The 13,444-nt window shown below is 56.0% G+C and carries 11 protein-coding genes and 1 tRNA gene; 7 read left to right on the forward strand and 5 right to left on the reverse strand.

The genetic code is table 11. From position 1 onward, the window contains the following. The first annotated feature begins 192 nt into the window (after positions 1–192). The 3 genes from FYC48_RS15005 (at position 193) to FYC48_RS15015 (ending at position 2,926) form a co-directional block, all read left to right on the forward strand. Positions 193–1,059: a hypothetical protein gene (locus tag FYC48_RS15005; protein WP_149497534.1), complete on the forward strand. Its 867-nt coding sequence runs from the start codon at positions 193–195 to the stop codon at positions 1,057–1,059. Positions 1,060–1,301: 242 nt separating this feature from the next. Next, complete coding sequence (locus tag FYC48_RS15010) at positions 1,302–2,630, forward strand: APC family permease (protein ID WP_149497707.1); 1,329 nt, start codon at positions 1,302–1,304, stop codon at positions 2,628–2,630. A 222-nt stretch (positions 2,631–2,852) separates the two neighbouring features. Continuing rightward, a tRNA-Ile gene (locus tag FYC48_RS15015) sits at positions 2,853–2,926 on the forward strand. An 18-nt stretch (positions 2,927–2,944) separates the two neighbouring features. Here FYC48_RS15015 and FYC48_RS27820 read toward each other — a convergent pair. Beyond that, on the reverse strand, positions 2,945–3,094 hold the full coding sequence (locus FYC48_RS27820; protein WP_160149542.1) for a hypothetical protein: 150 nt from the start codon (positions 3,092–3,094) through the stop codon (positions 2,945–2,947). A 396-nt stretch (positions 3,095–3,490) separates the two neighbouring features. Here FYC48_RS27820 and FYC48_RS15020 point away from each other — a divergent pair, with 396 nt between their 5' ends. After that, the gene (locus FYC48_RS15020) at positions 3,491–4,072 is read left to right on the forward strand and encodes a hypothetical protein (protein WP_149497535.1); all 582 of its coding nucleotides are present in this window, start codon (positions 3,491–3,493) and stop codon (positions 4,070–4,072) included. An 80-nt stretch (positions 4,073–4,152) separates the two neighbouring features. Here FYC48_RS15020 and FYC48_RS15025 read toward each other — a convergent pair whose 3' ends face one another. Beyond that, positions 4,153–5,025: a hypothetical protein gene (locus tag FYC48_RS15025; RefSeq protein WP_149497536.1), complete on the reverse strand. Its 873-nt coding sequence runs from the start codon at positions 5,023–5,025 to the stop codon at positions 4,153–4,155. A gap of 249 nt (positions 5,026–5,274) precedes the next feature. Here FYC48_RS15025 and FYC48_RS15030 point away from each other — a divergent pair, with 249 nt between their 5' ends. Next, positions 5,275–6,807 (forward strand): HEAT repeat domain-containing protein, encoded by a 1,533-nt coding sequence (locus FYC48_RS15030; protein WP_149497537.1) that lies wholly within the window; start codon positions 5,275–5,277, stop codon positions 6,805–6,807. 5 nt (positions 6,808–6,812) lie between these two features. On the opposite strand, the gene FYC48_RS15035 is transcribed toward FYC48_RS15030, so the two are convergent. Beyond that, complete coding sequence (locus tag FYC48_RS15035; protein ID WP_160149543.1) at positions 6,813–8,408, reverse strand: hypothetical protein; 1,596 nt, start codon at positions 8,406–8,408, stop codon at positions 6,813–6,815. A 324-nt stretch (positions 8,409–8,732) separates the two neighbouring features. On the opposite strand from FYC48_RS15035, the gene FYC48_RS15040 reads away from it, so the two are divergent. Continuing rightward, positions 8,733–9,923, forward strand: coding sequence for a trans-sulfuration enzyme family protein (locus tag FYC48_RS15040; protein ID WP_149497708.1), 1,191 nt, complete (start codon positions 8,733–8,735; stop codon positions 9,921–9,923). Then, on the forward strand, positions 9,920–11,083 hold the full coding sequence (locus FYC48_RS15045; protein ID WP_149497539.1) for a trans-sulfuration enzyme family protein: 1,164 nt from the start codon (positions 9,920–9,922) through the stop codon (positions 11,081–11,083). Before FYC48_RS15040 ends, FYC48_RS15045 begins: the two co-directional genes overlap by 4 nt. On the opposite strand, the gene FYC48_RS15050 is transcribed toward FYC48_RS15045, so the two are convergent. Further along, positions 11,080–12,222 carry an iron-containing alcohol dehydrogenase gene (locus FYC48_RS15050; protein WP_149497709.1) on the reverse strand — a complete coding sequence of 381 codons (1,143 nt, stop codon included), beginning with the start codon at positions 12,220–12,222 and terminating at the stop codon, positions 11,080–11,082. The two genes, FYC48_RS15045 and FYC48_RS15050, sit on opposite strands and share 4 nt — an antisense overlap. A 95-nt stretch (positions 12,223–12,317) precedes the next feature. After that, positions 12,318–13,289 carry a serine O-acetyltransferase EpsC gene (gene epsC / locus FYC48_RS15055; RefSeq protein WP_149497540.1) on the reverse strand — a complete coding sequence of 324 codons (972 nt, stop codon included), beginning with the start codon at positions 13,287–13,289 and terminating at the stop codon, positions 12,318–12,320. Positions 13,290–13,444: the final 155 nt, after the last annotated feature.

Consider the following 13,444-nt stretch of genomic DNA (forward strand, 5'->3'; position numbering starts at 1 on the left):
CCACACGTCCGCGGTGAAGTACGTCCCGAATGGATGCCGGCGAGAAACGTGAGCTGCCGGGTGCACTACAATGCTGATTCGTATCCGTGCAAGGGATCTCGTCGGCACTAACGATGGCGATAGTAAACGAGGCTTTGTAAGTCATTGCCCTCGGCGTCTTGGCGCAAACAAATTCGGTTTGTAGGAATTGGAATGTTGAAAGCTCACTACCGAATCCCGGTCATTTGGTTGCTGCTATTCGTCTTTGAGGTTCCGGCCAATGCCCAGAAATTGGCATCCAAGCAGAAGGCAGTATCGAATCAGGAAGCGGAGACCGGATCTTGGAAAAAGTATTACCTACGCCGGGCATCGGATGACTATGCGTTCTACTGGACAGAGAAGCGGTTGCCGTTGGAGTTGCGCCGCGAGCCAATTGTGAATTGGACGAACCCGCTTGAAGAAGGTCAGATCAATGGCTCGACTTTCGTCTGGGAACACGAGGGGCGACCGATCGTGATCGGACAACTGTTTTCCTATCGGGTCGGGGATGGCAAGCGAAGTCTTTGTCATGTCTTCTCTTCACTGACCGATGAAACGATTTCGGGCGAACGCGACGGGCGAGTTTTCTGGGAACCGGCGGTGCCGAAGGAAAGCGGGTGGCAGACTTTCAGTGCCGCGGGAAATCCAGCCGAACAACGTTCCGGACGGTTGCTGCAAATGCGTCGGCTCGCCCGTGGATTCGAAGCCTTTACCGAAGAAGCGAGCCGCGGGAAACGAGAGTTGCGGTTGCTGCAACAACCGCTTTACCGAACCGACGAAGACTTGAAAGATTACGACGCAGGATTGTTCGCCTATGTCGTCGGAACAGACCCCGAACTGTTGATATTGATCGAGTGCGATGACTCAGCAGACGTTCCAAAATGGCGATACCGGATGGCACAGTCCACACGAAGCACCACGGTGGCAACGTTTCAAAAGCAAACGGTCTACCGTTACGAGTCCAGTGAGCGTGTTCATCAAACGATCCATGCGACGTACTTGTCCCATCATGGTATCGATCAGATTCCGGCGGACTTTTAGTTGGCTGACACGAAACCGGGATCAATGTTGTCTGCGATTGACAGTGCCGCCCATCGATTGAAATTGGCAGTTTTGCAAACCTCGATTGCATCGACGCTACTGCATTGAACTGCACCTCGATCACGAGAGACGATTCTGGTAGCGTAGACATTTCGAAGGACACGATTAGTCGGGTCTCGTCGTGGCATTGATACTGATGCCATGTGGAGAATCGGTGGGGTATCGACGGCGAATATTGGATGATGGGTGATCGTTCTGCTAACAATGAACTTCGCCGAGAGGTTGGCGTTGCCGGCGCTATTCTGCTTGGGCTCGGATCGATCGTTGGCACAGGAGTCTTTGTTAGCTTTGGCGTCGCCGCAGGTGTGACAGGGCCTTCCGTGATCCTGGCCGTTGCGTTAGCCGCCGCCGTGGCTTCGTTTAATGGACTGAGCAGTGCCCAACTTGCCGCAAACCATCCCGTCAGTGGCGGCACCTACGAATACGGCTACCGCTGGTTAAATCCAACGCTTGGTTTTCTCGCAGGTTGGATGTTCCTATGCGCGAAAGCTGCCTCTGCGGCGACGGCAGCGCTGGGGTGTTCTGGTTACCTGCTGGAATTTGTCGGCGGTCAACCGAAAGGAGGGGCGACCCTTCCGGCAGTGTTGATCGTTGTCGTTGTCACATCGTTGCTGTGCTTTGGTATCCGTAGGTCCAATCAAGTCAATGCCGTTGTCGTTGCGGTGACCCTTGGGGCACTTACGGTTTTCGTTATTGCGGGAGTCATCCATTTATCTGAAGAGGGGCTGCATCACTTCACTCCGTTTTGGCGTCACAACGAAGACCGTTCGGCGCCGACCTTGTTCCTGGAAGCGACGGCGTTGATGTTCGTCGCGTTCACGGGATACGGACGAATCGCAACGCTTAGCGAAGAGGTTCACGACCCCAAGCGGACCATTCCTCGTGCGATCGTCGCCACACTTTTTATCTCGGCACTTCTGTACGGAAGTGTTTCGGCAATCGCCGTCGGTGTGTTGGGGCCTGATCGTCTTGTCATTGCGATCGAATCGCATGTCGCGCCGCTACAACTTGCGGCGGGACAATTCAGTTCGGCGACTATCACCGCTGTGATCGCATTCGGTGCTATTACCGCGATGCTTGGAGTCCTGCTCAACTTATTGCTAGGGCTCTCGCGTGTCGTGCTTGCCATGGGGCGGCGCACTGACTTGCCACATGGTTTCTCACGCGTATCCGCAGCGACGCACTCTCCGGTTGCGGCAACCATTGCTGTCGGCCTGGTCGTGGCGGCGATCTGCTTGGTCGGAAACGTGGCCACGACGTGGAGCTTCAGCGCGTTGACCGTGCTGGTTTACTACGCTTTGACGAATGCTGCCGCGTTGAGACTTTCCGATGAAGAACGATTCTACCCCCGATGGGTCTCATGGCTCGGCCTTGGTAGCTGCCTCTCACTCGCGTTCTTTATCTCGTGGATTTTCTGGATCTATGGGGCGATATTGCTGTTCGCCGGGCTTCTGTCGAGGCAATTAAGTCAGCGGTTCTCCGGCAAAAATGATTCATCTGGCACGGCGTGACACGCTCGACGTTTTGCCCGCTGGATGGAGAACTTCTGGTCGGAGCGGCTCAACCGGATCTGGGTCCAGTCTTCCCGCATGCGAGTATCTCGCTATTGGACGCGTTCTGTAAAACCAGCCGAAACTCATGCCGAGCAAACACCCGCGAATGCGCACCCTCGAACGAGCTTGCAAGGGAATAGGAAAACCGCGAACAGACCGCTACAATTGGCGGCTCAACGAGGGCCAGTAGCTCAGTCGGTTAGAGCACGCGACTCATAATCGCTTGGTCGGGGGTTCAAGTCCCTCCTGGCCTATCGTTTTTTTTCGGGAATTTACGGTGCGAAAAGAATCGCCGCCACCTCCGTCGGTGCGGCAATTGAAATCAGGCAAGCGATGATGTACTTGTGGGCGGTCTCCAGAGAACCATCCTGCCAGGCTGTCTTTGAATCACCGACATCTTCTCTGACTTGGGTCAGAGTCACTGGCATTCATTCTCGCCTGCGCTTCTGCCGATATCGTCTAGTTTTCTCGGTGCCGGTGCGTCGAACCCGGCTAGGCCGAGCCGAAATCGAATGAATTGCCAATGACCATGGCGAGGCCCTTACTTTGCGTTATGCTCAGGCGGCACAACGTTTGGTAAGACATGACGTTGGTTTAACCTTGGCACCTGTCATCGGTCTGGCGGTTGTGCCGCGTTGTTCGGCGTTATGCTACGCTGGTGCGGCAACGATTCACTGGCTTGTGACTGAGATTATCTGCTCGACCGGAGCGTACGCGTCGATCACAGCCTCGAGAGAACATTCAGCAGGCGTGCCATTCACAGAATGAGCGTCCACGTGCCTTTTTGTTGACGGTCATTCCAAGTCACTCGGAGCTCCATGTTGGATTCGAATCCTTTTGTCCCACCATCTGACGTCGCCATTGTCACGTCCTCAACGATCAAGCGTCCCCGTGGGATTTCGATTCTCGCGTTTCTTGCGATGACTGGAGGCATTGGGCTTTTTTCCGTGCCAGTCACCTACGCCATCAGTTGGGAAGAGGCCCGCACAGCCTTCCAAGAAACTGGCTTTCATCCTGTTTTTGCTCTGGTTTCTCTCGTGTTTCTAGCGGTGCTGGCTCTTGTCGGTGGCATTGGAATGTGGCGTGGAATGAAGATGGGATGGTGGCTTGGATGCTTTTACTACGTTTATGCCATTTTCCGAAACGGAGCTACGATACTAAACATCGCCCTGGTTTCTGACTCATTTGTGGCTGAAGATCAGGCGTCGGATCAGTTCGGTGCGAAATACGTTATCCGAGTCGCAATAAACTTTCTGCTCGTCCTCTACTTCTTTAAGGGCAACGTGCTGGGATACTTCGGGTTGTCGGAGATCAACAAGCCTTTGGCAATCGGCATTCTCCTATCGATTTGCACTGGGATAACGGTGGCTGCCAGTGTGGCTTCGGCGATCTTTCTTTGATGCCATCCGGGATGGTTGACCATTCCATGCGACGCCGGGGACTGGCCCGGCGTCGTTCTGCTGTGATGGTTGCTTCGCGTTTAGTTCTTGAACAGCGCGTACACGTTGAAGTTGTTTCCGCTGCCACCGACTTTGTCCGCATCGTCGCCGCCATCCAGGTTGATCGATCCGCCGACAAGCGTGTTATTGATGTAGAGCTGGTCGTAGCCATCGTGCAGTTCGATATCGAGACGGTCATCGACCGTCACGCCTTGCAGCGTCACCCGATCATCGTCTTTGCCCCCGTTGATTTCGATGTCTTCGTAATCTCCCTCGTTGATCCAGACGATGTCGTCGCCGCTGTCCATGTCGGCATACAACTTGTCGGCCGCCGACGAATATTGAATTGCGACATCGTCGTTTCCGGTGTCGCCGTCGATGTCGATCCAATCACCGGCGGACGCATGATAGAGGTCGAGTTCGTCGTGGCCGCTGCCGAGTTCGATATCGATGTCATCGGTAGCATTCGAATATGCGACGATCACTTCGTCGTTATGACTGTGGGTACGGATGACGATGTCTCGGGCGATGGTGTTGTAAACACCGACCAGGTCGTTGCCGCTGTCGGTGTCGATGACCAAGTCGCCGTGACTCGTGTTGTTGAGCTGGAGATTGTTGACAAAGACGCGATCGTTGCCACCGTTCATCGAGATAAACACATCGTCGACCGTCGATGCATTGACTTCGAACGGAGAGCTTTGTCCATTGATCGTGGTCGCGCCGTACAGATAGTTTCCGGTGACCCGGATCGATCCATTGACGCGGGCTACGTCGACACGGTTGCTCGATCCGTTGCCTACGATGTGAAGGTCGTTTCCGATCATCTGAACTCCGACGTCGCCGGCCATCAGCAATCGCTGGTCGACTTGTTGAAACCCTGATCCGATTCGTCGTTTGTGGCTGTCGCGTTTCATTGTTTTCCCCGTGTTCGTTGGTTGGTTCCAGTGGACTAATTGGGTAAGTTCGGCGTGTTCTGCCGTCTGGCAAACCAAGCGAGAGGGGATCTCGGATGCTACCGGCAAAGGGCGAAAAACTTTCGCGGGTCGACAAAAACTGCTTTCCCGTCGAAACTGAAGACAGATCATCACGGACTACCCGCCGGTGATCACGCCGTCCCCGCGGCATTAAAAATCTGCTTCGTCCCAAATTCCCTCGCACCGACCGTGTCTTTAGAAACCACACTTGCCGCTCTCGTCGGCCCCGAATCTGACCCCGTCGCCGCCGGATATCGGCTCAAAGAGGTGGCCGATGGCGATTCGGCGGTTGTGATCGAGGTGCTGCGTTATTTGGCTGAGCATCACGAGCCGCTTTCGCAATCCGATCCGGCCATCATCGGGACACTGCTGCGAATCGTTCATTCCAAACTCGCCGGCGGCGAAAACATCCAGGCCGCTCTGAGTGCTCTGCAGCCTGAACTGATCGGAGGAATCGACCAAGCATTGCCGACGAATGTTTCCAATCGCCATCTGCTGCTGCAGCTGTTGACGCAGTCAAGAAGTGACGACGCATTGAAGGTGTTGGTCGAACGTTTGATCGAACGACCGCTGGACGACTGGATGCAGGTCGGTCAGGTACTCGGTCCTTTAATGAGTCATAACGATTGGGACATCGACGCGCTGTTTCCGAAACTCCTGGAGTGCATTTCGGAGCCTTCGACCGCGGCGCCGTTGCTGGACTTGGCTAATTATCTTTACCGCAGCGAACGGGTTGATCCACACCCGGCGGCGGAAATGGTCACGTCATTACAGGAGCTATTGGGGGCCGTTTCCAGACGCCTGGAGCGATTCGAGGAAGACCCACGCTCGTTCGGCGACGATGTCCCCACCGTTCAGAAACGTCTTGGCGAAGCCGTCGCGCTCGCCGTTTCGTTGTGTGATTCGTTGGCCTGCATTGGCGACGCCACCTCCGTCGGAAAGCTGAATCAAACGGTCACGTTAAAGCATCGCCGGGTTCAATGTGAAGCCGCCGGCGCGCTGGCAAAGCTTGGCGACGAGGAAGGACGCAAGCGTTTGATCGAGCTTGCCGACGAACCAGCCGCGCGGCTGCGAGCGATCGCTTATGCCGATGAACTTGGCATTGGGGAAGAAATCGAAGATCGCCTGCGATCAGACGAGTCGACTGCCGAGGCCGAGATGGCACTGTGGTTGAGCCAGCCGCATCAGATGGGCGTCCCGCCGACACATGTCGAAGTCGCCGCCAATCGGCGGATGCTATGGCCCAGCTTCGATGACCCCGTCGATGTGATCCTGGTCCGATTTGAATACAACACCGGCAGTGGTCTGTACAGCAACATCGGGCTGACCGGACCTGGCGTGAGCGCGTTAAGTTGCGACCTGGCGGACATGCCGATCGATGATATCTACGCGATTTACGCGGGCTGGCATGCCGACCATCCGGACATCTTTACCGTGCCCGCCGATTCGCAAAACGAGGCTCAACTGCGGGTGATGGAAACGTTTCAGCAGCACCTTCAGCACATCGGATACGAAGAACTGAAGCCGCAATTGTTGGGCCTATTTCTGGACGAACGGGCTGGCGTGTTTTCTGCGGTTCGCGAGGGCACGCAATGCTTGGTTGTCACCGACGGACTCGAAACGATCGACCACGCCACTGCCGGCCGGCATCGCCCACTCGCCGCGGAAGACATTTTTAATCTGTACAAAGGCCGCAAGATGTTACGGACGTTTAACTCGTAACGAAGCTAGCCTGCCGAACGTTTCAGGTTTCCGTCGCCGACCGGTTCAAGATCGGAGGCTTCCGGCTCGCCCCCCCTCATCAACTTCAATACATTGCGGCGGATCGTTTCTCGGGCCTTCGCTTCCGCACGACGCTGTAATTGGTAAAGCTGAAACTGTTTTAGCTCCCGCGGTCCGGCTTCCATGCCATGTTCTTCGAGTTGTTTCTTGATGTCTTCCCAGGCCTCTTTTTCTTCTGCGGACATTTCGATTTCAAGCTCTTCGCCCGACTCATTGTTGTCGTCGCCGGAGTCGTCTTCGCGCTGGAGAGCTGGAAGACGATCGCTCGGGTCTTCGACATGAACCACGAGGTCTTCAATGATGATTCCCAGGATGTCGTGTGACGCCGGCTTAATAAAGCCAACGTCAGTGACGGGAACCGAATGCAATTGGGCGATCGCGGCAGCGGCGACGTCACGAATTTGAACGTTGCTTTCGGTACTGCCAATGTAGTGGTTACGAACGACGACGGTGGAGTCGTTGAGGTACTTGGCCAGGAGCGCCGTGTCGGCCAAAGTTCCGCGACTGGCGAGTGCTTGAATCGCCCGGCTGAGCAGCTGCGGATCGGGGTTCTGTGACAACGTCTTGATCGCTAAATCGCGGGCGATGTCCAATTTCCAGTCCAACGCGATTCGCAGTACGCGGTCACGAATGCTCAGGTGGCTTTTCTCCATCCATTTGACGACGACCTTGGTGAACGGTTCGCCGAACGCCGGATCGCCGCGCATCTCGTTTGCCGGATGCAAGTTCAGCAGCGAATAGATTCCGATATCGTACTGGGCATCCGTTTCAACATCACTGATGGTCGGTGGAAGCAGCAGAGCGAGTAGGTCGATGCGTCGTGGTGTCTTGGAAATGCCGATACCAAGTTGCCGCAATCGCGAGTTGACTTTCGTGATCGCCTCGAGAACTTCGCGTTTGGTGCCTCCCAGGGCTTTGACAGCGTAGGGATGTTCACGAAAAAGGTCGACGAACATCTCGCGCACTTGGGGTGTGTCCCCGAAAATCTCTTCAAACTCCGGCCAGCCGTTGAGGTCGGTCGGTTTGCCCTGAAGGAAGTTCTCGATTTGATTTTCGAATGCGTGATCGGTCAACTTCGCAACGATTCGTTCGAGGCGGTCGATCTGCTCGGCATCGGTCAAACCTTCTCGGTGTCGCCGCATTGAAGGAATCGCCGTGGCACCGAGTTGGTAAAGTTCTTCCGAGGCTGCCTCGCGGGTTTTGAACTTCCCGCTAGCTAGCATTTCGACCAATCGATCGACTTGTTGCTCGGTGGACTGTTGTTCGGGGGGAAGGGAGGTGTTCGAGCTCGTCTCTGTCCCCGTTCTCGGATGCTCTGTCCCTGGAAGCTCTGCCCCCAATCCATTCGTGACAGGAGTGGCGACGACGAGGATGAGCCAGCAAATCAGGGGGTGCGAGGTTTTCGGCCAGCGGGTGGGGCGCACCGCGATCACTCGCGGGCCGGTTCGGGTGAGAAGAGGCGAAGCGAACGATCGATGACGCGAAAAAAGCCGTCGGGGCGGTGTCGATTCGGCGTCATGGTGTAAAGCTGGATGGATCATGCCGTCATTCGGGTCGGCGATTTGCCAATGCGGGTACTGCAAAACTGTTTTGCCTTGTCGATTCTATCCCGCGTAGCTACCCTGTGTGCAGTGACATTTCGAGGCATTTGCATGGTCTCGGATGTATTTAACGGGATTTACGGCCACTTGCAGCCTTACTGCTAAAGAGCCATGAGAACAGAACAAACTGCACGCGACGCTTCGGCGTCAACACCGACGGCTACCGATTCGGCCGTCTCGAAAACTTCTTCCAGCCGATCGGACGCTGCCCACCAAGCTGGCGGGCCTCAGCAGTCAGGCAGGTCTCAGCAAACCGGTAACGCCATGCAACAGGGTGATCCGCGGCAAGCTGATCTATCGACCCAGTGTGTCCACGCAGGCGAGCGGCGGCAAAAAGATTCCGGCAGTATCACAACGCCGATCTATACCGCCGCCACGTTTACTTTTGAATCGACGGACGACTTGCTTCGATTCGTTAACGGCGAAGAAGAGCGGGAGGAGTACGGTCGCTACGGCAATCCCAATGAACGCAGCGTCGAAGCAAAAATCGCGGCGCTCGAAAAGTGCGAAGAATCGATCGTTTACGGTAGCGGTATGTCGGCAATCGTTGGCTTGCTGATGACCAAATTATCTGCCGGCGATGAGATCGTTTTCTTTGACCAGTGTTATCATCGCAGTCGCGAGTTTTGTGCGAAGCACTTGTCGCGTTTCGGCGTCGTGACACGCCAAGTGACCACCGGCGACTATGACGCGATGGAAGCGGCGATCAACGAGAACACCAAGATGTTGGTCAGCGAGTCTCCGACCAATCCGCACTTGTCGGTGATCGACTTGGAACGTTTCGCCGCGGTCGGCAAAGCCAACGAAGTCGAGACATTGATCGATGCGACTTTGGCGACCCCGTACAACTTGAATCCGACCGAGTACGGTGTGGATTACGTCCTGCATTCGGCGACGAAGTACCTCGGCGGGCACAATGATTTGATCGCCGGTGTGATTTGTGGACGCAGCGAACAACTCGAATCGGTTCGCAAACTGCGCGGTGTGCTTGGCAACATCAATTCGCCGCACAACATGTACCTGTTGGAACGAGGCTTGAAAACGTTTGAGTTGCGGATGCAACGACAGAACGAGAACGGTTTGCGTGTGGCCCAGTTCCTGGAGTCGCACCCACGTGTTGATCTCGTTTATTATCCAGGCTTAGAGAGCCACCCGACGCATGAGATCGCGAAAGCACAGATGCGCGGCTTCGGCGGTTTGATCACTTTCACGATTCGTGACGCCGATTGGAAACAGACGGCGAACATCGTCGATGCGGCACGCATTCCACGGATCGCGCCAAGTTTGGGTGGTGTCGAGTCACTGATCGAGCAGCCGCTGGTGATGAGTTACTTCCACTGCACGCCGGAAGATCGGGTCAAATTTGGCATCAGCGACAACATGATTCGCATGTCGTGCGGCATTGAAAACACCGAAGATTTGATCGCAGACTTGGAACAAGCGTTGACCGCATGAGTGATCAGAAAAAGGACTCGCTCTCGTTCCGAACCCGTGCGATCCATGTCGGCAACGAAGTGGACCCGTCAACCGGCGCGGTTGTACCACCGGTCCATTTCGCCAGCACGTTTCGTCAGCCCGGCGCTGGCGAGTGGGGCGAGTTCGATTATTCTCGCAGCGGAAACCCAACGCGCAGTCACCTGCAAGACACACTCGCGTCGCTTGAATCAGGAATCGGGGCACTGGCTTTCTCCAGTGGGATGGCCGCAATCCATGCGGTCACGATGCTGCTGGAAACCGGGGATCACGTCGTAGCGGGCTGCGACTTGTACGGCGGCGCCTATCGATTACTTCACAAAATTTGTAACCGCAGCGGGATCGAGGTTTCGCTGGTCGACATGACCGACGTGAACCGGGTCGCCGAAGCGGTCGGCGATCGCACCAAGTTAATTTGGGCCGAAACGATCGGCAATCCGCGGCTATCGATTCCGGACCTTCCCGTCTTGGCGACGCTTGCCAAACAACGTGGCGTGCTGATTGGCGTCGACAACACCTTCGGAACGCCAAGCTTGATTCGGCCGCTTGAATCCGGCATCGACATTGTCATGCATTCGGCGACGAAGTATCTCGGCGGGCACAGTGATTGCCTCGGTGGAACGCTTGCCGTTGCCGATCAAGAGCTATTCGACCGGTTGTATTACATTCAAAATGCGACCGGCGCGGTGCTGGATCCGATGAGTTCTTTTTTAATCAGTCGGGGCCTGAAAACGCTGGACTTGCGTGTTCGTGAGCAAAGTCGAACGGCATTAGAAATAGCGGCCTGGCTGCGAGAGCATCCGAAGGTCCGCGGCGTACTCTATCCGGGGCTTGAGAATCACCCGCAACATGAATTGGCGAGCCGGCTATTCGACGGTGGATTCGGGGCGATGGTGACGTTCGAGTTAGACGCGGGAATCGACCAGACGGCGCGGGTTTGCGAAGCGACGCAGTTGTTTCATCTCGCCGTCAGCCTGGGCGCGGTCGAGTCATTGATTGAGCAACCGGCGACGATGTCGCACGCGAGCTACGATGCTGCCGACCGAGAACGCTTTGGGATCACCGATGGGCTGATTCGATTGTCGGTCGGACTTGAATCGTTTGATGACCTTCGCGACGACTTGGCTGCGGCGATCGGTTAAGCGACCGAGCGATAGAGTTGCTCGGCGTTGTGGCGATCCAGCGGAACTGGGTTAAAACTGCCCGTCCATTGCTGGAGTGCTTCTTCGACAAAGGACTCGATCCCGCTGACCGGAATTTGTAGTTCATTCAAGCTGGTTTTCAGTCCCGCTTCTTCAAGCCACTTGGTCACCATGAGGGCGAGCTTTTCGGGGGCTTCCGTTTCGGTGATCGTTGGATCGACTTCACGCATCAGTTCGGCGTACCAATCGGCATGCCGTTGACCGTTCAGGCGAATGACGGCGGGAAGCATCAAGCCGACCGCTTGTCCGTGTGTGATGTCATGTCGGGCGGTCAGTGGATTGGCGGTTGCATGGGCGGCACCAAGCATCGACGTTTCAATCGCCATTCCGGCAAAGCACGCTCCCAACTGCATCGCGCTTCGGGCGTCCACATCATCGGGACGTTCCAGTACGGTGGAGAACCCCGACGCGAGCAGTCCGAATGCTCGGCGACTGTACGTGATCGACATCGGGTTGCGACGGTTGGTAACGTAGGTTTCGATCGCGTGTGAGATCGCGTCGATTCCCGTCAGCGCCGTGACCGCGCGAGGCTGCGTGACGGTGAGTTCAGGATCAAGGATCGCGATGCTGCACGCCGCTCGTTTGTCACCGCATGCCATCTTCACATGGGTTTCGGCGTCGCTGATCAAGGCGAACGATTGCGCTTCACTGCCCGTGCCACTGGTGGTCGGGATCGCGATCATCGGCAGCAAATCCGCGGTCGCTTTTCCCACTCCGTGATAATCATGGATCGTCCCGCCACAGGAATAAACAAAGTTAATTCCCTTGCAACAATCCATGCTGCTGCCGCCACCGAGACCGATCAACAAGTCCGGTTTGACTTCGGCCGCTTTGCGAACCCCCGCATCGACCATCGCCGAAGTCGGGTTTTCGGCGAAGTCGTGAAATGATTCGACTTGTAATCCTGCCGCCTGAAGATGTTCGGCGGCGTGCCGAAAGTGTCCGGCTTTGACGATGCCGTGATCGCTAACGATCAACACACAGCGGGGACGAAACTCGGATGCAAGTTTACCGAGCTGAGTAAAGACGCCTTGCCCGAAGACAAAGCGGGTACGATTGATGACGTCAAAGGGTTGCAGCGTGGGCATTGCCGGCGGGGAGTTCGTAGCGGTGGGATGGTACGCGGTCGGGCTATTCTACCCCGAAGGCAAAACGATTTCGCGTTTTCGCCGTCCTAGATTTGGTACGAACCGGCTTCGACCTGGGGTGGTTCGCCGGCCGCACCACGGACTTTCAATTCGGGTTTTTCCAGTAACACCGTCGTCCTGGGTGAAACGCTTTTTGTCACCCAAACACTCGAACCGATCACGCTATCTCGGCCAATCACCGTTTTGCCGCCAAGGATCGTCGCGTTGGCATAGACCACGACGTTGTCTTCGATCGTCGGATGTCGTTTCTGGCCACGGATCAATGAGCCATCGTCATCGGTCTTGAAGCTCAGTGCGCCCAACGTCACGCCTTGATAAAGTTTGACGTGGGCGCCGATTTCGCACGTTTCGCCAATCACCACACCGGTGCCGTGATCGATGAAAAAGTACTTTCCGATCGTGGCCCCAGGGTGGATGTCGATCCCGGTCTGCTTGTGAGCCCATTCGGTCATCATTCGGGGGATGAATGGCACACTTAATCGGACGAGTTCATGTGCGATGCGATACACGGTGATCGCTTCGATTCCCGGGTAGCAAAAGACGACTTCATCGGTCGTTTGGCAGGCCGGGTCACCGTCGTACGCGGCTTGGACGTCAGTCGCCAATGTCATCCGCAAGTCGGGGATGCGTTCAAGCAGTTCGATCGCCATCGCCTGACCTTTTGCTTCGTAGTCGGTCTCGCTTTCGCAATCGTTGTGGTTGTTGCGAACGCGATCCTCATGCCGAAGCGCACGGGCAATTTGCGTGGTTAGTTTGTCGTGCAGCGAATCGATAATGCTGCCGACGTGATAAACGATGTTCCCGGCATGCAGACCGATCTTGCGCCGATACCCCGGATAAAGGACGTCCTTGATGTCCAGCAGGATTTCGACGATCGCTTCATAGCTGGGCAGCGGACAGTGGCCCAGATGGTTGATTCCGTCATCGGGGGTGTAACTGGCCACGATGCGATCGGTCAATCGCGGCAACTGTTCTTTCAGTCGTACGTCTGATGCCACGGCTAATTCTCTGACACGCTTGGAGGAACGTGATCAATGCGGTACGGGGGCGGATCTGTCAGTGACAGTTACTGTACCAGTCCGTCAGCCTAACACGAAGGTTCGCCAATTTTTGATGAAGACGATTGCCGGCGATAGCCCGGATATCCCTCGAC

The organism is Roseiconus lacunae, assembly GCF_008312935.1.
Lineage (GTDB): Bacteria > Planctomycetota > Planctomycetia > Pirellulales > Pirellulaceae > Stieleria > Stieleria lacunae.

Excerpts from the sequence above, each read along its gene's own strand:
- FYC48_RS15010 (WP_149497707.1), top strand. The coding sequence starts at position 1,302 with ATGGGTGATCGTTCTGCTAACAATGAACTTCGCCGAGAGGTTGGCGTT.
- FYC48_RS15005 (WP_149497534.1), top strand. The coding sequence starts at position 193 with ATGTTGAAAGCTCACTACCGAATCCCGGTCATTTGGTTGCTGCTATTC.
- FYC48_RS15020 (WP_149497535.1), top strand. The coding sequence starts at position 3,491 with ATGTTGGATTCGAATCCTTTTGTCCCACCATCTGACGTCGCCATTGTC.
- FYC48_RS15035 (WP_160149543.1), bottom strand. The coding sequence starts at position 8,408 with ATGATCCATCCAGCTTTACACCATGACGCCGAATCGACACCGCCCCGA.
- FYC48_RS15045 (WP_149497539.1), top strand. The coding sequence starts at position 9,920 with ATGAGTGATCAGAAAAAGGACTCGCTCTCGTTCCGAACCCGTGCGATC.
- FYC48_RS15040 (WP_149497708.1), top strand. The coding sequence starts at position 8,733 with ATGCAACAGGGTGATCCGCGGCAAGCTGATCTATCGACCCAGTGTGTC.
- FYC48_RS15025 (WP_149497536.1), bottom strand. The coding sequence starts at position 5,025 with ATGAAACGCGACAGCCACAAACGACGAATCGGATCAGGGTTTCAACAA.